Origin of the sequence: Psychrobacter sp. JCM 18903, from assembly GCF_000586475.1 — a bacterium.
Lineage (GTDB): Bacteria > Pseudomonadota > Gammaproteobacteria > Pseudomonadales > Moraxellaceae > Psychrobacter.
This window is the reverse complement of record NZ_BAWJ01000006.1, coordinates 93119-112830: the sequence shown is the minus strand read 5'-3', so window position 1 is coordinate 112830 and position 19712 is coordinate 93119. Positions and strand designations below refer to the sequence as shown.

Genomic DNA, 19712 nt, shown 5'->3' with positions numbered 1-19712 from the left:
GTCTTTTGTTTTAAAATCCATGCTAATTTATGCGTGTTTTTTCTCAAACGCAATCATAAAGTCAACCAACTGCTGCACCCAATCTAATGACACTGCATTGTAAATGCTGGCACGCATACCGCCCACATCGCGGTGACCTTTTAAATTCATCAAGCCTGCCGCTTCCGACTCTTCTAAGAATACTTTATCAAGGCTGCTGTCGGCTAAGGTAAAAGGCACGTTCATGATAGAGCGATATTTGGGATCAACTGGATTGCTATAAAAGCTGCTATCATCAATCGTTTTATAGAGTAAATCAGCTTTTTGTTGGTTGATTTTGCCAATAGCAGCAACGCCGCCCTGCTCCTCTAACCAATCAAACACTAGTCCTGCTAAATACCAAGAATACGTCGCTGGTGTGTTTGACATGGATTCTTTTTCAGCTTGGTGCTCATAGTTCATCAGCAGTGGGCACCATTCACTCGCTTGACCCAATAGGTCTTCACGGATAATCACGATAATCAGACCTGCTGGCCCGATATTTTTTTGCGCACCTGCGTAAATCATGCCAAATTTAGAGACATCAATGGGCTGTGACAAAATACAAGAAGACATATCGACGACAATTGGTGCATCGACTTGTGGCGGCTCAAATATTTGCAAACCATGAATGGTTTCGTTAGCGCAGTAATGGAAATAGGCGGTATCTTCGCTCAGGTTCCATTCGCTTTGGGCTGGTACGTCAGTAAAGCTACTGTCTTTACCCGTTGCGACCTGATTCACTTCACCAAGACCAAGCTTTTCATAGCGCTGTGCTTCTTTGACCGCTTTACCAGACCATGCACCCGTCGTTAGATAGTCTGCGCGCCCACCATTTAGCAAGTTTAATGGAATCGCTGAAAACTGTAAGCTAGCGCCACCTTGTAAAAATAGAACTTTATAGTTATCTGGAATGTCCATTAGCGAGCGCAATTTGGCTTCGGCTTTTTCGGTAATGGCGATGTATTCTTTACTACGGTGACTCACTTCCATAACCGACATGCCGCGTCCCTGCCAATCAAGCAACTCTTCTTGAGCGCGTGATAATACGGCCGTCGGTATAGTAGCAGGTCCCGCTGAAAAATTGGGTACGCGGTTAGGAGCGGCTTTAGTGGTCATAATCAATATCCTAAATATGATGAAGTCATCGTGGTTATTAAAGGTTGAATGTTGAAGGTGAATTTTATCGTTATTTTTTAATCTCTATCATAGTAAGTGGTAAGCCTTTAACTGTGACTCGATAACTGCTCCCAAAGCTGACGTTTAAGGCTACTATCAGCAAGCATCTCATCGAGTGTGGGCACAGTAGTCACGCTAGGATGTTCAAGACCGTCAGGCAACACTGTCAATGCGGCAATTTTTATCTCTTCGCTACGGCCGATTTTAAAGACGTATCCAGCAAGACTGGCATTGGCAAGCTCAGCCGTATCCATACCTTCACAGATAGGGAACGATGTCGTCTCACAACTGATGGATAACGCTTGGGTGATATTTTGCCACAGTTTTTGGCTGTCATGATTAAGTGCTTGGATATCCACCAAAATCACCCAATCACCATAACGACCACCTTGCAAATCAAAGGGTGCTACCTTTTTAAAGCTTTCCTCTTGAAAGCCCTCTTCTTTAAAACTGCCATTTTCAAAGCTCGAAGCATCATTTATATCAACAATAGAAGTTTGCTGAACGACTGTATTTACAAGGGAAGTCACGGCGGGCTTAGAGATGTCAGAGGCAGTCGAGTCAAAACTATAAGTAATAGGGCTTTGCGGGTCAGAATGGTGTAAACCTATCTCACTAGCATCATCATAATAGTGATTAGCAGATGCTGAATGCGACATCCCAACGCTTATATCATCACGATTGGGAGACTCAATAGTTGGCTGTTCAGTGCTCGTCGCAGAAGAACTGCTAGCATTAGCTAAAGTTGAGTTAGCTATAGTCTGCTCAGGCAGAGTAGGCGCAGAAATATCTGCGATATTTATGGTCTCAGAGCTTGGCTGCACCCACTGATTGATACCCATCATCGCTAAAATTTGGCGCTGCTGCATACGATGCTGCAATATAATTAGCGGGTCTTGGATATCACTCATGCTTATTTACTATCCTACTTATCTAAAATGGATTTACAGGCTTTTAATGTCAAAAACAATATTAAAGAACGATGTTAAAAAAAGGATTAAAGATATAGTCGGTTCAATTTAAAAAAGAACACTCAAATGCCATCAATGACATGGCTCAAAAAAGCTGCCGAACGCCTAGCCAATGATTGGCTAACATGGACAAGCAATCATATTCATCTTGACTGACTATCGTATCGTGTAACATCACCGTATGCAATGTGCTCAGCCATTGCCGGTAATCATTGTAATCATAAGGCTTATTATTAATCACATTATAATCTATTTGAGCGCCGCCCTGTTGCCTCTGTCGATAATTATCATCACCTTTGGCTTCTGATGCACACGACTGACTGGCAGATGCTAATAAAATAGGCACCGCTTCTATCACTGCCAATAATTGAACACTATTTATATTTTGCGTAGTCAATAGTAGCCATTGCAAATTTGCGTCACTAACGGCGGCTAAGTCAATATCAATCAAACGTGCGTGACGCCGCAAATCCACAAGATAGTGAGCAACACTGTCATTATTATAGCCGAGTACTGAAATAGGTGATGAAATGTGTACTGAGCTATCTAGTGCTGATACGACCTGACCCTTAACATCTTTTGATAGCCGATAAGCCAATAAAACAAGCATTGTTTTCGCCGCAACATCGAGACCATCAAATACCTGTTCTGAAGGGTCAAGCTGGTCATAAATATCATCTCTACCCGCTTGCAATGCTTGCTGCCATAACCATAATAGCTGAGGCTGAGCATGCACGTGTGTCTCGTTCAATATAGTAGACAATATCGGTAATAGTTGCTGCAACTGTAGCGCTTGCCATAATGATAAAATCGATGGCAACCGAGAGTTGGTATTTTCTAAAGGATTTGATAATAATTGAGGCTTATCAATAGAATCATCATTATCTATATTATCGGCGATATTTTGGCTTAAATCCGCCGTGAGGTAGTGTTCAAATAGCTCAATGATACCCTGTTGATAGCGCATCAGCATTGTACGACACTTTTTTTGCTGCACATAATGTTGATGATCTTGATTGCTATGACTCTCTTCATATCTGAAACGCAATTCATTGATAGCAGTTTCTGACAGGTTATGCTGACTCAGTTGCTTTATTGCCAATGCAATCAATGCGTTGTCTAAACGCCTATCAAGATGTGCCACTGCCGCTAATAATTTATGATCTATCGTATGCGCTAAAAATTGGGGGTGGCTGCTAATATTAGCGCTAGCGTTATTATCGATTTCAGCAGCAGACGTTTTATCGTTAGCAAGTCCAAGCCAGATATCACTCAAGTCATAACTCTCAGTCGTTGATAATATACGACCTTGATGGCACAACATAACTGCTTCAATCAAAGCTTGCGCCCCGAGCGGGTGATAACTGTGATTGAGTATATACTGCGGCAGTGAAACTTTTTGTCTATCGTCGATACCAATCAATGTATCCGATGGCAAATCGCTATCAGGTTTTGCTTGCCATGGCTTGAGCAACTGATGAATACCGGTATTTTGCGCTTGAACCTGTAAACGTCCTGCAACAACGACATCTTTCTCGATAACAAACTCTAGCCCCTTATCTTCGTCCAACTCATTCTTTATTTCATTTGCAGGAAAAGCAGTAATTTTTTTGTCTATAACATCATTGCTGTTATTAGTAAGGCTTTTATTGTTATTGCTTTTATTGTTATTTAACGCTGATTGAGTTTCAAATATTGATGATTGGCTATTTTTTTCTTGTTTATTTTTGCTTAGGCTATTTGCTTTTATGACGCCCCAATCCCCTAATCGCCGCTGCTCATATATCTCTTTTATTTTCTGTTGATTTATGCGCTTTTCTTTAGCTACTTTTATCGCAAAATCATGATAAGCGTGGGCATTAATGGCACTCATTCGCTCAGCCAAGCTCGGATGGGTGGCAAACCAAGAGACGTCACCCAAATCAGCACCACTACTAGCAAAGAAGAAGTGACTAAGACCATTAATATCGGCGATACTGGTTAAGCGCGAACCAAGCGAATCTTGATGAATGGCTTTCAGTGTTGCCATAATAGCCGGCGAGCGTGTCAGCTGCACGCTGGTCGCATCGGCAAGCAATTCACGCTGGCGATTAAAGCTGTGTTTAATCAGTTGCGCACTGGCCATACTCGAAAAACTCAATCCATGTATTAACAACGTCCAAATATTGCGCGGTGCTTGACTATCGAACTTATTATTATTTTGTAGCCATCGTGACTGGCTCTTAGCTGACGACTGCTGGCTTTGTGATTGACTTTGCCAATAGCTTACCCATTCACTATGGGTGGTAAAGTTGGCGGTTTGGGCTTCAGTGCTACGCGCATGGCTATCGACGGCTCTTTGTGACAATAGATTGCGTCGATTGACGCATCATCAAAATAATTGTGATGGCTATTCTGATGACTGCGTTGATTACCAGCGCCAAAATTATTAATAGAATCACTCCAGTCATAGAGTAATTGCAAGCCTGCCAGCACCACCATCAGTTGCAAATTAAAAGTGGCATCACCATGCAAGATATGACCATATTCATGCCCTATCAGCATACAGCCCCTCATCGGACAGCTTATCAATCGCGCCTTGAGTGACGACCAACACCATATCTTGACTATGACGACCCGCAACGAAGCCGTTAATACCTTGCTCATCAGGCAGTATATAAAGAATCGGCATACGTACACCCGAAGCAATGGCTAGCTGCTGGGCAATCTCGTAATAACGACGGTAGACAGGCGGAAAATCTCGCTCATTACGCACGGCGATATGGTGGGCGCTGAAACGAACCTTTGGTATAGGCTCATGCTGATGGGCAACCCCTTGACTATGCTCCCACGCATCTTGGCTGTGGTCGATAAACAGCCGAACCCCGCCCACACGCTGAGCAATAGCGCGACCGCCCGCTTCTAAACGTCTGTACTCTAAAAAACTACCGATCACAAAGCTACCGATTGTCCAGATAGCAACCAGTATCAACACCCAATGATAAATGCCACCAGTAAATATCGTTAGCAGCAGCGCCATGATACCCAGCGCTACTGCCAGATGGGCAAAGACAATAAGAAAAAATAGCCCATAGAGCAACAAACTTCGCTGGGTACGGGTGCGTTGTTCACCAAAAAAATCCATCTATATGCCTGACTTAAAAATAGCTAAACGCATCTGAACATATGAATATAATTCAATATCAGCCCATATTGACGACAGGTGCTTGAGCGATCACCTTTCTGTCTTCAAAAACTAGCGGGCTTAATGGACGAAAGCCAAAAGTCGTACTAATAAGATTGTTGGGGAATACCTCGCGGTCATTGTTGTAGAACATCACGCTGTCATTATAGTGCTGACGGGCGAAGCCAATGCGGTTCTCAGTATTGGTCAGCTCATCCATCAACTCTTTAATCATGCTGTCCGCCTTTAGCTCAGGGTAAGCTTCCACAACCGCTGAAAACTGCCCTAACGCTTTAGACAGCATACTCTCAGCTTTGGCAAATAGCGCCATATGCTCAAGCGAGTCTGGCTGATGTATATTGGAGTCTTGCAAGCTCTGGGCATGATTACGTGCACTAATCACACGGGTCAGCGTCTCTTCTTCATGCGTTAGATAGCGTTTAGCAGTTTCAACCAAATTTGGAATCAAATCATGACGGCGCTTCAGTTGCACATCTATTTGAGCAAAACCATTTTTCGCTTGGTTGCGAGCGCGTACCAATTTATTAAATATAGATACGCCAAACACAATCACTAGTAGCACGAAGGCAATGAACAACCAAACAAACATCTTCATAAGAAAACCCTAAAGTGTCCAGAATGTTAATAAAAGTTAATACATTGTATTTTAACCCATCTTAATCAATCAAAGGTCAAAATCGGACAAAAAAAGGTCGAAAAAAAGCCCTTTACAATGAAGGGCTTAATAGATCAAACGAGCATTTCTGATTAAATATCAAAACAGGTATCAAATTTTAGGCAAAAAAAAGCGACTCCAAAAGCAAATCCTCGGCACACACTGTGACTATTACCGTTGCTACCTTCCGGTCCTGGCGGGGTTCATAGAACAATGTTGCGAGGCTACCAATGGAGCCACCAGTTGCAAATTATACAAGAATTTTTAAATATTACAACCCCTATCGTAAAACTCTTTCTATTACCTCCAAACGCCCTGTAACTTAGGTGACAAAATTCTCACAGCAAGCCTGTTAAATTTTGCTATTTTAGTTGAGGAAGCTGAGCATACTCGGTATCAACTAATAACTAAAATGGACAGCTTCTCATAATAAGGCGAGTCTTACCTATGGTATGGCTCACCTAAATACTATTGATATAACTCACTCAGGAGATCATTATGAAAACCACTTTACTTAATAAAGCCGCTCTAACGACTGGTACTGCATTTCTACTCACAGCCATGATGGGTAGCGCGCATGCAGAACCAACAGGCTACGATCAGCTTACCTTTCAGACAGAAGTAAAAGAAGAAATCCAGAATGATGAAGTACGAGCCAGCTTATATAAAAAAGCGCAGGCAACGGATTCTAAAACTCTAGCGACAACGCTCAACACCTCAATTAATAATGCCATGAAAATTGCTAAGCGCTATCCAACCGTTACCGTGAGTACCGGACAACAGCGCACCTACCCTCGCTATGACAAAAATGACAAAATCATTGGCTGGACAGGACAAGCAAACATCGATTTAAAAAGTACCGACTTTGCAGCAACTAGCCAACTCATCGCTGACCTACAAGAAACGCTGGTGATGGACAATCTGAACTTTGGTGTCTCAGATACCAAAAAGGATGCGCTTGAGCAAAAGCTGATGACCAATGCGTCTCGTGCTTTTCAGCAACAAGCTAAAAACCTAACACGCGCTTGGGATGCTCGTGGCTATCGTGTGGTCAATGTGAATTTAAATACAGGTAGCAACTACCCACGTCCGATGTATAGTGCTATGAGTATGAAAGCAGGCGCAGCAGACGAATCAGTACCTAGCCAAAGTTTTGAATCTGGCAATAGCACTATCTCAGTGACTGCTAACGGTACGATTGAATTGACTAAATAAGCTATAAATACATAGAATTGATAAATATCCTGATAAACATAAAGGCAAGTGCTGCAATCAGCGCTTGCCTTTATGTTATATAGAAGAAATCAACTTATAAAGTTACTCTATTTTGTATAGGTTCTTATACTTATCCATGATTGACACATTGACTATAAGTTAATTTATCACGGGTTGCTCAAGCGTCATAGGTTTATCCACTATAGGCTTAGTAAATGATTGCATATTCGGTTTTTTGCCTCTTGACGCATTTTTAACAGTACTTTTTGATACCAAGGTAGATTTTGATAAGCTAAAAGCTGTTGCGCGATTTTCTTATTATTTTGCAATGTTGTATTGTTTTGAATCACATAAACCGTACGCTCTACTTGTTTGAGTGTTTGACCTTTCTCATTTTTTAACACGGCTTTTATCTTGTGCGATCCTGGCAAAACATCTACCGTTGCAATCGATGCACTGAGACCTTGCGCGACTTCATTACCATCCAAATAAATACTGACACTATCACCTGCTTGTAACTCCGGCTTCACTTGCACCTTTATATCAATGCTTTGGGCTGGGCGACGATATGCACGTTCTGCGCTTGGTTCAGTAATAGCAAGCTGATAATTGGCGTCAGGGCTATTTTTAGCAGCAGTATTTTGCGTAGTCGTATTAACATTACTAGAAGAAGGCGGACTACTCGTGTTGTCACTGTTACTTGAGCTGACGCGACTTTCTTTCGTCGTGACACCCGTTTGGCTGATTTTTTTACCTGCCTGCTGCTCATAATTTTGCGGGCGGTCGGTAAAGGTGACTTGACCTGTTTTTTCGTCAATAACTTTATAAATAGGCGCAGCATTTACCAAAGGGGCGTAGAGAGTTGCCATACTAATCATCGTAGCAGCAATCAGTGCTAACCCTAACTTACTGTTTGAAAAAACCGGTTTTGATAATGAAGTCATAGTCAGTCAACCTAATGAGTACCTAATATTATGAATATCTATTATGCGATACTTTGGGCGTTAAATCAGTAATAATTTCAAAGAGGACAGATCCGTTGATTTAGCAAATTATTATTGAGACGTAAAAAAACCAGCTAAGATTGCCTTAACTGGTTTTATGAATTGAGCTTGCTATGAGCGTATTAGCTGTAAATTAGCAGCTGTAGTATAAGTCAAACTCAACGGGATGTACGGTTACATTGACACGTTGCACTTCTTCTTCTTTCAAAGCGATGAATGCCTCTAACATGTCTTCAGTGAATACATCACCTTTTAACAAGAACTCATGATCATCACGCAAGGCTTGTAGTGCAACTTCTAAGCTCTCCGCAACGGTTGATGAGTGCTTCTTCTTCTGGTGGTAAGTCATACAAGTTTTTGTCAGCCGCTTCACCCGGATGTATTTTATTTTGAATACCATCAAGACCTGCCATTAGTAACGCTGCAAACGTTAAGTATGGGTTGGCCGCTGGATCAGGGAAACGTGCTTCAACACGTACCGCTTTTGGGCTGCTAACATGTGGAATACGGATAGATGCTGAGCGGTTAGACGCTGAGTACGCAAGTTTGATAGGCGCTTCATAATGCGGTACTAGGCGCTTATAGCTATTAGTCGATGGGTTGGTAATCGCATTCAACGCACGCGCATGCTTAATAATACCACCGATGAAATACAGTGCAGATTCAGAAAGACCCGCATACTCATCACCTGAGAAAGTATTGACACCATCTTTGGAGATTGACATATGCACATGCATGCCTGAACCGTTGTCACCAACGATTGGTTTTGGCATAAAGGTAGCCGTTTTGCCAAACTGATGCGCAACATTATGCACAACATACTTTAGCTGCTGTACTTCATCGGCTTTTTTGACTAACGTATTGAAAGCGACACCAATTTCTGACTGGCAAGGCGCAACTTCATGGTGATGAACTTCAACACAGCCTTCACCGATGATTTCTTCTAAACGCTCACACATAACAGAGCGCATGTCTTGCGAGCTATCGATTGGTGGTACTGGGAAATAAGCGCCTTTAACACGTGGACGATGTCCCATGTTGCCCCACTCATAGTCATTGTTAGTCGACCATGCCGCTTCTTCGGCCGTGATCTTGTGACTAACGCCAGACATATCAATTGACCATTTCACATCATCAAATATAAAAAACTCAGGCTCAGGACCAAAATAAGCAGTATCGCCAATGCCCGTTGACTTTAAGTACTCTTCGGCGCGGCGCGCAATAGAACGTGGGTCACGATCATAACCTTGTAGCGTTGATGGCTCGATAATATCGCAAGTAACAACTACGGTAAGTGAATCAAAGAACGGGTCAAGAAAAGCCGTCTCTGGATCAGGACGCAAGATCATATCTGACGCTTCGATACCTTTCCAACCAGCAATAGATGAGCCATCAAACATCTTGCCATCTTCCATCACTTCTTCGTCAACGCTATGCGCTGGAAAGCTGATATGTTGCTCTTTACCACGTGTATCAGTGAAGCGAAAATCAACCATTTAGCATTAGAGGATTGGATAAGATCTAGTAGTTTGTTCGACATAAATAGTCTCCGTTGTGTTGATTAGGTTATTGCGATTTAAAATTATAGGTACAATCTGTTGGTTAAAAATCTCTGGTTTGATAACAGTCAGCGCTGCGTTTAGCGCTAAATATCCTGTTTAATATTATGCTTATTCTCAGCACTGTCAATATTATTAGTCAAGATAGTCATCTGAGTTATGCGCTTAATAAGACCCGCCAGTGTTTTGGTTCGATATTATTCTAACAACATATCACTCATTATGCTGAACTCTTCAGGCACTTGTTAATAATAATTATTGAACCACTTTATCACCAAAGATAATCATAACAGTAATAATGCAAAGGCTATGCCAGTTTTTTATAATAAAAAAATATCGAAGACATAAGTATAGTTATTAATAATAATTACAGTAACTTATAATACCTTTGACAATATTACAGCCGTAGATTTATCGTCAGTGGTGTCATGCAAATTGTTTATCTAGAATCATTACTAACGCACTTATGCACTAAATTAGTGCATATTAAATGTATAAATAAAAATTATGTACTTTTTTAGTGCGTTTGAGATGTTAACGAATGTCATCTAACAAGCAAAATAGATTGTTATTCACCACTTATTTGGGTCGCCTGTACCCTACATTTGATAGTCTACAAAATAGTGGTAAGATAACGGCGTTATATAACCATCTCCATAAGTAGAACTCAATAAGTAGAACGCTAATGATTCTGATGATCGATAATTACGACAGCTTTACGTACAATATTGTACAGTACTTCGGTGAATTACAGCAGGACATCACCGTCTGGCGTAACGATCAAACCACTATTGAAAATATTAGAACCCTTGCGCCAGATGCGATCGTCATTGGCCCCGGTCCCTGCGATCCTGATCAGGCTGGTATCTCTCTAGAAGCTATCAAGACTTTTCAGGGCGTGATACCGATACTAGGTATTTGCCTAGGACATCAGGCAATTGGACAAGCATTTGGTGGACAAGTGGTCAAGGCTGGTGAAGTCATGCACGGTCGCTTATCCGCCGTCTATCACACTGACCAAGGTGTCTTTGAAGGCTTGCCTAATCCCGTACAAGTCACGCGCTATCATTCGCTTGTCATTGATAAAACCAGCCTGCCCGATTGTCTTGAGCTGACCGCATGGACACAAAACAGTGATGGCAGTATTGAAGAAATCATGGGTATCCGTCATAAAACATTTGCGATAGAAGGGGTACAATTCCATCCTGAGTCTATCTTAAGCGAAGCAGGTTATCAGCTGCTCAACAATTTTTTGCAAACGCATCATTTGTCAGCACTAACCTCAGATGAACTACCACAAGTCGGCTAACAGTTTATTAAAGCATGTTCTAAAAAAGGCGTTAATAACAAAATCAAAATAAAACCTATTTTATTTATAATTTAAAATTAACGTATAAAAACATCAAGAGAGATCATAATGAGTACGACAAAAACAAATAAAAACCCTACCCCAACTAACATTGCTCAACTGTCTGATGAAGAGACACATACGCTACTGACGACGGCTTTGGGGCGAATTTTTCAGCACATTGATTTAACCTTTGATGAGATGTATCAGGTGATGCTGATTATCATGCAAGGCAGATGTAGCGACGCATGATGGGTGCTATTTTGACTGGTCTGCGTATGAAAGGTGAGTCCATCGATGAGATTACTGCCTCTGCCAGTGCAATGCGTGCGTTAGCAGCCAATATCGAACCACGGGACTGTAATTACTTAGTCGATATTGTCGGAACTGGCGGTGATGGTGCCAATTTATTCAACGTTTCTACTGCATCAGCATTGGTTGCTGCCGCTGCTGGTGCTCAAGTAGCCAAACATGGTAACCGCGGCGTCTCTACCAACTCTGGTAGCTCAGATTTGCTTGAGCAAGCAGGTATCAGTCTGGCACTTACTCCTGAGCAATCTAAAGAATGTATCGAAAACCAAGGTATCGGCTTTTTGTTTGCGCCCAATCATCACAGTGCGATGCGTTATGCCAATCCAGTACGCCGCGAGCTCAAAGCGCGCACCATCTTTAATATTTTAGGACCATTAACCAACCCTGCTGGCACACCCAATCTGGTAATCGGTGTCTTTACCGCTCAGCTGTGCGAGCCTATCGCTAAAGTCATGAAAAACTTAGGCGCACGTCATGTCATGGTTGTGGGCGCAAAAGACGGTTTGGATGAAATCAGTCTCGCTACCTCAACCACTGTCGCTGAATTAAAAGACGGTGGGATATCTGTTTATGAGATGATGCCAGAAGATGCAGGTATTGAGTCACAAACCCTTATCGGTCTCGATGTAGATTCTCCAGCGCAAAGTCTTGAGCTGATTCGCGCGGCTCTATCAGGAGAGAACTCTCAAGATCGTGCTGTACTTAAAGCACGTGATATGATTGCACTAAATGCAGGCGCGGCCATATATACCGCAGGACTTGCCAGCAACTACTCTAATGGTGTGAGCCGGGCACAAAAAGTCATTCAGAATGGTGATGCTCTACTCAAGCTTGAGTCTCTCGCCACATACACGCAGCAACTAGTGACTCCTGCTTAACGGCTAAGCACCATTACTGTGCACTCTAGCTATTTTGTCTATTTACATTCAACGATATTCGGATACCAGCATGACTCATACAGAAACTAAGACAGATATTCCTTCCGTATTGCAACGCATTGTCGCCACTAAAGTGGAAGAAGTAAATGCCGCACGCGAGGTATTATCTCTTGAAGATTTACAAGCGCAAGTCGCGGCAGATAACAAACCACGTCGTGGCTTCGCGGCGGCGCTGCGGGCGGCTAGCACTAAAGAGCATAATATTGGTATCATCGCTGAGATTAAAAAAGCATCTCCTTCTAAAGGCGTTATCAATCACAACTTCGCGCCTGCCTATTTGCCAAACAATACGAGCAAGCGGGCGCCAGCTGTCTGTCTGTATTGACTGATCGCGATTATTTCCAAGGTGATGATAGCTATCTTATTCAAGCAGCTAATGCGGTAAGCCTACCGATACTGCGTAAAGATTTTATGATAGATGTATACCAGATCTATCAATCTTATCTGATGGGAGCTGACTGTATTTTACTCATTATGGCCTGCCTTGACGACACCCAAGTACAAGAGCTGCATGCGCTAAGTATCGAATTGGTATGGATGTATTGATAGAAGTCCATACCCAATTCGAACTTGAACGTGCGCTACAGCTACCGCGCTCAGCGCATAATATTTACGGTATTAATAATCGTGATTTGAATACTTTCGATGTCGACTTACAAACCACGCTGGATCTAAAAAATATTTTAATCGACGCACTGGCGGCTGATGTGGATAGCACGCTTAAACCGCTTATCGTCACCGAAAGTGGCATTCATAATAGCGCTGATATTCGTTTGATGTTAGATAATGACATTCAGCACTTTTTAATCGGTGAACAGTTCATGAAGACTGATCATCCTGGACAAGCGTTACAATCCTTACTTGCGGGCGTCGCAGCAGACGGGTAAAGTGGCTTAAGTCTACTGAACAGTTTAAATCAATCATTCATCAACCAACGATACGTTAACTTCTATGTCAAACTCTCTATTTTCAAAAGAAATGCAAGACCAGCTCAAAGAGCTAAAAGGCCAACTTAGCAAGGGTCGCGATACCAATTCGCCTGAAGATGAAAACCAAAAGCCTACTGAGCCTGTATCATTGCCCACGCAAAAGCAAGTAAACAAGACTGTCAAGCAAATGGCTAGCGAGCATATTGACGATGACAAAGTTCTGTTTATGCAAGCAATGCATGGCGTCAATCAGCTTGAAGACAAAAACGTACGCTCACCTGCCAATGCTAGCAAAGCGGGCAAGCCTGATGCGACCACCTTGTCTAAACGTGCTGCTGCGCAAGGTAGTGAAGCGAGTGATTTGGGAGCTGGCTTGTCAGATATGCAAGCACTACTCAACCCTGTCGCTGCTGAGGCCTATTTATCTTACAAACAGCCGACTTTGCAGAATAAAATCTTTGATCAGCTTAAAAAAGGTAAGCTACGTTGGTATGACGCCGTAGATATTCATGGTTGTACCATCGAAGAAGCACGCGTGGCCATGACTCAACTCCTAAGCCAAGCGAAACAGAAAAACGAGACCATGGTAAAAATCGTCCATGGTAAAGGCAGTGAAGCCATTTTAAAAACCTGCGTCAATGGTTGGCTGCGTCAACTACCAGAAGTATTGGCATTTTGCTCTGCACCGCCAAAGATGGTGGTAACGGTGCTGTATTGGTACTGCTCAAAAAATCTAAAGCTGATGGTGAATAATTTTTAGTGTTAGAGTTAGTATGAAGAATCAAAAGGACTGCTTATTGGCAGTCCTTTTTGTTATGCTCATTTTAAAATCACTATTTAATCCTTATCTACTACAGCCACTATATTTAACATCTAACGATAGCGGTATTTGCATAAGTTAGGATCGGACATTTATGAGCATACAGATCATTGAGAACACGCAACAGCTACATGAACATATCATGGCTTTGATTGTTATCGAGCCAAGATTTTTGTCTATCTATGAACAAGTTGGTATGCCCAGTCTACGGCATAATGTCGGTGGGTTTGAGCAGTTGATGCGAGCAATGGTTGGTCAACAGCTGTCTGTGGCAGCAGCAGCCAGTATTTGGCAAAGACTACTTGATGCCGCCTTAACGAATCCACAGGCAATTATCAAAGCAACAGATGAGGACTTAAGAGCGCAAGGGTTATCTAAACAAAAAACCCGTTATATTCGCTCATTAGTCGATCATGATATAGACTTTGCTGCGTTAGAAATTATGCCTGATGAAGAAGCAATAGAAGTGCTGACGGCCGTTACTGGTATTGGCATCTGGACGGCTGAAATGTATTTATTATTCTCACTGAAACGTGCAGACGTACTTGCGGTCGATGATCTAGCAATTAAAGTAGCGGCGACGGCGTTATTAGGCTTAACGGAACGCCCAACGCCAAAACAGTTAAAGAATCTAACACAAGATTGGTCGCCACATCGCAGCGCTGCCAGTCTATTGCTATGGTCATACTACGGCTTATTACGTAATCAAACCGCTGTTCCTTTATAATACCAAATACTCAAGTGATGATTCACCTTATCAAACTCGCTTAGCTTAAGCTTAGTCTAGCACTCGTTTTCTTTGCTGTTCTAATTTTTGTGGATCGTATAAGATAAACGCTTGATACTTACCTCAAGTGCTTATCTTATACAGTTTTTAATCCATAATTTTATGGCTGATTCCATATAGAAAAGCCAGATTTTCTTTTTGCGTACTTGAACTTGATTTTCTTTATCATACGGCTTTTATTTCTCAATGCCTTTAACGCATTGTCTTTTTTACTCTCTACGGATTTAGTCGTTTGCTGGCTGCCCTTTTCATTTGTCTTGACGTTATCTTTACTCAAGTCCACGGCATGCTTATCATCGTTGCTGTTATCCTTATTGTCGCTAGCATCATCATCAGTATGGTCATCATTTGACATATCTTTTGTCGTTTCCGCGACGTTGTCTTCCTTATTCTTATCTTCAATTTCGTTTTCTATGTGATGCTCAAGCTCAGTTTGATTGACAATAAGCTGCTGCGTTGGCAAAGCATGCTCGACATCATATTTCGCCACTTGGTTCAATAAATCAACAAATAAAACGTTCTGTTTGTCATAGAATTCAGTCACGCCATTAGCATTAACATACGCCTGTAATTGAATGATATAGCAGTCTTGACGTAGCTCTAAAATATTGACCTGATTCCATTCTTGGTTGGTCAAATAATGCTCATCTATAAACTCATCCAAGTCCTTGACCATCTTAAATACCACATCAATATCAGCAGTGCGTTTAATATATAACTGATGGAAGAAGCGAAACATATCGCGGGATGTAAAATTTTCAATCTGCATTGATGAGAAATCACCGTTTGGTACAGTCACAACAGTGCGCGTCAAGGTGCGCACACGTGATGAGCGAATACCAATATCAATGACTGTGCCTTCATAAGTGCCAAACTTACAATAATCACCAATACGTACGGGCGAATCCGCCACGACCACGACACTACCAACAAGGTTTTCGATGGTTTTTTGCGCACCCAGTGCTAATGCCAAACCACCCACACCCAAGGCGGCAATACCCGTGGTCAAATCAAAACCCAAATTGCCGAAGATAACAATCACGGCAAAGATCAGCAGCAACGCTTTGACCACTTTGCGTAGCAGCCCCAAGATTGAGACACGTTCAGTATAATTTTTCTTATAACTTAAATTTACCGCACGAGTGAATATGGCATCGATGACTCGTAACAGCAACCAAGTCAATGCAAGCCAAGATGCAATCTCGGTAAAACGATTGATCGGTTCACGTAGCGTCACCGACACGCCTGCATACACCATCACTTCTGACAATATCAGCGCCATGATGACCACTGCCAGAGGCAATACGACCTTATCAGGTAATGGCAATGGTACGCCGCGCACACGAGGATAGACGATGCGTAATAGATGGTACAGCAGCCATACCATGATATAAGTAAATACAAAGCTGCCGACAGTCATCATTAACGCTGCGGCTAAATCCGCCACTTGATAACCAAACAGCTTTTTGCCTTCTAAGGAATCAAAAGTATAGCGAGACACTAACGTTGGTTCGGTATTTTCTATGACTTCTGGTATTGAACTGAGCGTATCTGTAGAAAACTGCCAGTACTGCTCTCCTTGCTTAGATACCACTCTTTCAAGTATCAGTGGCACACTTTTTTCACCCACATTAATCGCACCGACGTTTTCTTGGCTTGGCGGTAGCTGATCAGTTAGGTTGCCTCAGGCGTATTATTAATCTGCAAATCAGGCTGAAAACGCCCGCCTGCATCCAGCGCTTGCTTGAATTGACGAACGATTGTGGTTGGATTGTCAGACTTTGATAAGTTTAAATAATTACTCGCCAGCAGATAGTCATTTTCACCTAACGCACTGATGAAGCCCTGTACGGTATGGCGCGGTGTATCGCGTCCGAATGAATCTGGTATCGGCGTACTCGCCGACTCCTCACTGGTACTGCCACCCATTCCCAGTGCGCTAGCTTCAGCAGCAAATGCATTATTGGGCAACAACGCACTCAACAGCATCACAAGCAAAAATAAAATTGCCATTAGTGGCATTTTGATGGTTGAGTATGGTGAAGACAACTCGGGACTGGGAATCATAGGAATCAGGCGATACTTAATAGACAAAACAAACCTCTTAGCATTATGAATGGTACAACGAAGAACAAATGAGTGCTTCCCTATAATAGCAATTATTTATAACAGCAGTGCTTTTGATTACACGTTTTTATGGTCATCTATGTGAATTATCTACTCTCACCTTTGCTTATGGCTGCTAATTTTTTATCACCTTTCACGACACTCCTTGTCGATGTCTACTATGAATAAGAGTGACAATCATTAAATGAATAAACCGCAATCTATCATGAAAACTACTCAGCTTACCGTGAATAACATTAGGTTAAAGTGGTTTATAAAGCGGTCTGTTTTGTAGATAATGAACGCAGTTTTGCTTGTCTACTGTTTTTTGTAATTTTTAGCCATGTTAACGTCAGTATGGTTACTTTTTTCCTGCATTTTTTAATATGATTATTTTGGAATTGACTATGTCTTTATCACGTTCATCTTCACGTACCTACCTTCGTTTGAGTATCTTAAGCGCACTAGGTTTACTTGCGGTTAACACAGCAATGGCAGCGACACCTGACGTTGCTACTATTAACGATAGTGAGCTACCACAAGTTGAGCTTGATGAAATCATCGTAACAGCAACCCGTACCCCCACTAAAACCAGCAATGTAATTGCGCAAACTCGGGTTGTAGATAAAGAAGATTTAAAACGCTTTCAAGGTCAGACGGTTTTAGAAGTACTTAGACGGCAGCCAGGATTTAGCATTAAACAAGATGGTGGTATGGGTCAAAGCAGTAATTTCTATCTTCGCGGCTATGATAGTAAGCGTGTATTAGTGCTAATAGATGGTGTTCGTTATGGCTCAATGTCAACAGGTCAGCCCGCTTTAGCCTTATTACCGACCGATCAAATTGATCGTATTGAAATTTTATACGGTGCTTCAGGCTCTAGCATTTATGGTTCAGATGCTATGGGCGGCGTCATTCAAATATTTACTAAAGGCAGTGACGTCGATCAAACTAATTTTTCTGTGACCGCAGGTGTTGGCTCACATGACCACTATATTTATGGTGCAACAGCGCAGTTTGCAAATGCTCAAGGCGCAAAACTGAGTCTTTCCGCTAGTCGGAATCAAACCAAAGGTATCAGCGCGCTTGACAACCGAACAGGCAATGATAAAGATGACGATGGCTTTGAGAGCAATAACTTTGCCTTAAATGCTAGTATGCCTATTACTCAAAATATAAGCGTTGGCGCAACTGGACTTTTCTCTAAGTCAACGACAGAGTTTGATAACTTTAGTTTTGGACCAGGTCCCAATGCAGAGATTGATCAAGAGAATGGTGCCGTATCAGCATTTTCACAATACGAAAACGATAAGCTGACAGTACGACTATCAGCGGGTCAGAGTTTGGATAAGATTGATAACAAAGTGGGCGATGCCTTTGAAACCAAGCAGAAACAGGCGAATTTGATAAGCACTTATAAATTACCTATAGGACAATTTCAAGCGGGTGCCGAATGGTTGCAGCAGGAAGTAGAGCTTACGGACAATACTCCTAGCGCTGGTGGTAAAGACAGCTATAAAATAAATGACCGTGATATTAAGAGTGGCTTTGCTGGTTATCAAGTAAATGAGGATGCTTACGATTTTCAAGCCAATGTTCGTTTCGACGATAACTCACAATTTGGTCACGAAACTACATTTGGTCTTGGTTATGCTGTAAATCTAGCGCCTAGCCTACGCCTAGGTACTAGCTTCGCTACTGGCTATAGAGCGCCTACTCTCAATGACTTATACATCGAGAGTGCTTACTATGTTCCAAATGAAGATTTAAAAGTCGAAAAGAGTAAAAACCTAGAAGTATTTATTGAATCTACCAATACGATACAAACTACTCGTTTGACTGCCTTTAATAGTAATGTCGACAATCTTATTGATAACAGATACGATGGTAGTATTGATAAATATCAAGCACTGAACATTGATGAAGCAAGCTTGTCAGGTTATAGCTTTACCTCAGACTGGCAGCTCAGTAATATTTTATTTGGTGGTCAATACACTCGCACCAATGCTGAAGAGGACTCCGGAGCTAACAAAGGCAAACAATTAGTGTATCGCCCTGAAAATACTGGCCTAGTATATATAGGTTACCAAGCTGCAGAGTTCGATATTCGTACTGAAGCAGAATATGTGGGTAAAACCTATAATGTTGCAGATAATAGCACTTTTATAGAGGACTATACGTTATTCAATATCAGTGGTAATTATTACTTGAGTCCAAATCTGACATGGACAAGTCGTATTAACAACTTGACCAACGTAGATTACTCAACCAATGAGAGTTTTGGTCAATATGCTTCGCGTTACAATCAAGACGGCACCAACTTCTTCACATCCCTGACCTATAACTGGTACTAATTTCTCTTGGTACTATTTAAACTGCCTGAACTGAGAATAAAAAAGGTCATCCATCGATGGCCTTTTTTATTGCTACATATTACTGCTCGCCTTCTTACGTGCCTATACCGTCAGCTATTTATGTTATCCAACAGGTGACAATTCATGACTCATCAATTACAATAACGACCTCCGAGAGGTGTTGCGCCATAATATCTGATAGTGCATTTAGGCTTCAAAGTCCTGCTAATCAGTCATCATGTTAGGCTCGGTAACTGTTAAACAATCATCTCATTGATTGTTGACAGCGCAAATAACGACACCTGCGTTTTTATTCTTTTTATCATACCTTAA

General features: G+C 41.9%; 13 protein-coding genes, 1 other RNA gene and 4 pseudogenes. 7 read left to right on the top strand and 11 right to left on the bottom strand.

Features of this window, described 5'->3' with window-relative positions; translation table 11 throughout:
* Positions 1-27 precede the first annotated feature (27 nt).
* The 7 genes from serC to ffs form a co-directional block, all read right to left on the bottom strand.
* Positions 28-1137: a 3-phosphoserine/phosphohydroxythreonine transaminase gene (gene serC, locus TT12_RS05910; RefSeq protein ID WP_045452943.1), complete on the bottom strand. Its 1110-nt coding sequence runs from the start codon at positions 1135-1137 to the stop codon at positions 28-30.
* A 107-nt stretch (positions 1138-1244) separates the two neighbouring features.
* Positions 1245-2108, bottom strand: coding sequence for a hypothetical protein (locus TT12_RS05905; RefSeq protein ID WP_045452940.1), 864 nt, complete (start codon positions 2106-2108; stop codon positions 1245-1247).
* A 145-nt stretch (positions 2109-2253) separates the two neighbouring features.
* On the bottom strand, positions 2254-4515 hold the full coding sequence (locus TT12_RS05900; RefSeq protein ID WP_243443423.1) for a M48 family metalloprotease: 2262 nt from the start codon (positions 4513-4515) through the stop codon (positions 2254-2256).
* On the bottom strand, positions 4434-4712 hold the full coding sequence (locus TT12_RS16775; protein WP_243443422.1) for a M48 family metalloprotease: 279 nt from the start codon (positions 4710-4712) through the stop codon (positions 4434-4436). Before TT12_RS16775 ends, TT12_RS05900 begins: the two co-directional genes overlap by 82 nt.
* The gene (locus TT12_RS16770) at positions 4696-5292 is read right to left on the bottom strand and encodes a M48 family metalloprotease (protein ID WP_243443421.1); all 597 of its coding nucleotides are present in this window, start codon (positions 5290-5292) and stop codon (positions 4696-4698) included. The genes TT12_RS16775 and TT12_RS16770 overlap by 17 nt, the downstream gene beginning before the upstream one ends.
* Before the next feature lie 58 nt (positions 5293-5350).
* Positions 5351-5947, bottom strand: coding sequence for a LemA family protein (locus tag TT12_RS05895; protein WP_193011389.1), 597 nt, complete (start codon positions 5945-5947; stop codon positions 5351-5353).
* Between the two features lie 196 nt (positions 5948-6143).
* Positions 6144-6240, bottom strand: an RNA gene (gene ffs / locus TT12_RS15360) — signal recognition particle sRNA small type.
* Positions 6241-6505: 265 nt separating this feature from the next.
* Between ffs and TT12_RS05890 the strand changes: the two genes are divergently transcribed.
* Complete coding sequence (locus TT12_RS05890; protein WP_045452937.1) at positions 6506-7222, top strand: SIMPL domain-containing protein; 717 nt, start codon at positions 6506-6508, stop codon at positions 7220-7222.
* 200 nt (positions 7223-7422) lie between these two features.
* On the opposite strand, the gene TT12_RS05885 is transcribed toward TT12_RS05890, so the two are convergent.
* Together TT12_RS05885 and glnA are read right to left on the bottom strand one after the other, a co-directional pair.
* Complete coding sequence (locus TT12_RS05885; protein WP_243443420.1) at positions 7423-8166, bottom strand: DUF4124 domain-containing protein; 744 nt, start codon at positions 8164-8166, stop codon at positions 7423-7425.
* A gap of 193 nt (positions 8167-8359) precedes the next feature.
* A pseudogene (gene glnA, locus TT12_RS05880) lies at positions 8360-9766 on the bottom strand (type I glutamate--ammonia ligase).
* Positions 9767-10470: 704 nt separating this feature from the next.
* Between glnA and TT12_RS05875 the strand changes: the two are divergent.
* From TT12_RS05875 to TT12_RS05855, 5 genes and pseudogenes are all read left to right on the top strand, one after another.
* Entirely contained in the window at positions 10471-11094 is a 624-nt protein-coding gene (locus TT12_RS05875; protein ID WP_045452934.1) for an anthranilate synthase component II, read from the top strand.
* Between the two features lie 108 nt (positions 11095-11202).
* Positions 11203-12323, top strand: a pseudogene (gene trpD, locus TT12_RS05870) (anthranilate phosphoribosyltransferase).
* A gap of 70 nt (positions 12324-12393) precedes the next feature.
* Positions 12394-13270: pseudogene (trpC, locus tag TT12_RS05865) on the top strand (indole-3-glycerol phosphate synthase TrpC).
* A 64-nt stretch (positions 13271-13334) separates the two neighbouring features.
* A pseudogene (locus TT12_RS05860) lies at positions 13335-14065 on the top strand (Smr/MutS family protein).
* Between the two features lie 161 nt (positions 14066-14226).
* Positions 14227-14859: a DNA-3-methyladenine glycosylase family protein gene (locus TT12_RS05855; RefSeq protein ID WP_045452931.1), complete on the top strand. Its 633-nt coding sequence runs from the start codon at positions 14227-14229 to the stop codon at positions 14857-14859.
* A 160-nt stretch (positions 14860-15019) separates the two neighbouring features.
* Here TT12_RS05855 and TT12_RS05850 read toward each other — a convergent pair whose 3' ends face one another.
* Together TT12_RS05850 and TT12_RS16765 are read right to left on the bottom strand one after the other, a co-directional pair.
* Positions 15020-16549: a mechanosensitive ion channel family protein gene (locus tag TT12_RS05850; protein WP_243443419.1), complete on the bottom strand. Its 1530-nt coding sequence runs from the start codon at positions 16547-16549 to the stop codon at positions 15020-15022.
* 44 nt (positions 16550-16593) lie between these two features.
* Positions 16594-17013 (bottom strand): hypothetical protein, encoded by a 420-nt coding sequence (locus TT12_RS16765; RefSeq protein ID WP_243443418.1) that lies wholly within the window; start codon positions 17011-17013, stop codon positions 16594-16596.
* 419 nt (positions 17014-17432) lie between these two features.
* Here TT12_RS16765 and TT12_RS05845 point away from each other — a divergent pair, with 419 nt between their 5' ends.
* Positions 17433-19379, top strand: coding sequence for a TonB-dependent receptor domain-containing protein (locus TT12_RS05845; RefSeq protein ID WP_045452928.1), 1947 nt, complete (start codon positions 17433-17435; stop codon positions 19377-19379).
* Positions 19380-19712 lie beyond the last annotated feature (333 nt).

What these genes read in the sequence shown, in the direction of transcription:
- TT12_RS05885 (WP_243443420.1), bottom strand. Translation starts at nt 8,166, where the DNA reads ATGACTTCATTATCAAAACCGGTTTTTTCAAACAGTAAGTTAGGGTTA.
- TT12_RS05845 (WP_045452928.1), top strand. Translation starts at nt 17,433, where the DNA reads ATGTCTTTATCACGTTCATCTTCACGTACCTACCTTCGTTTGAGTATC.
- TT12_RS05905 (WP_045452940.1), bottom strand. Translation starts at nt 2,108, where the DNA reads ATGAGTGATATCCAAGACCCGCTAATTATATTGCAGCATCGTATGCAG.
- TT12_RS05895 (WP_193011389.1), bottom strand. Translation starts at nt 5,947, where the DNA reads ATGAAGATGTTTGTTTGGTTGTTCATTGCCTTCGTGCTACTAGTGATT.
- TT12_RS05855 (WP_045452931.1), top strand. Translation starts at nt 14,227, where the DNA reads ATGAGCATACAGATCATTGAGAACACGCAACAGCTACATGAACATATC.
- serC (WP_045452943.1), bottom strand. Translation starts at nt 1,137, where the DNA reads ATGACCACTAAAGCCGCTCCTAACCGCGTACCCAATTTTTCAGCGGGA.
- TT12_RS05875 (WP_045452934.1), top strand. Translation starts at nt 10,471, where the DNA reads ATGATTCTGATGATCGATAATTACGACAGCTTTACGTACAATATTGTA.
- TT12_RS16775 (WP_243443422.1), bottom strand. Translation starts at nt 4,712, where the DNA reads ATGCTGATAGGGCATGAATATGGTCATATCTTGCATGGTGATGCCACT.
- TT12_RS16770 (WP_243443421.1), bottom strand. Translation starts at nt 5,292, where the DNA reads ATGGATTTTTTTGGTGAACAACGCACCCGTACCCAGCGAAGTTTGTTG.
- TT12_RS05890 (WP_045452937.1), top strand. Translation starts at nt 6,506, where the DNA reads ATGAAAACCACTTTACTTAATAAAGCCGCTCTAACGACTGGTACTGCA.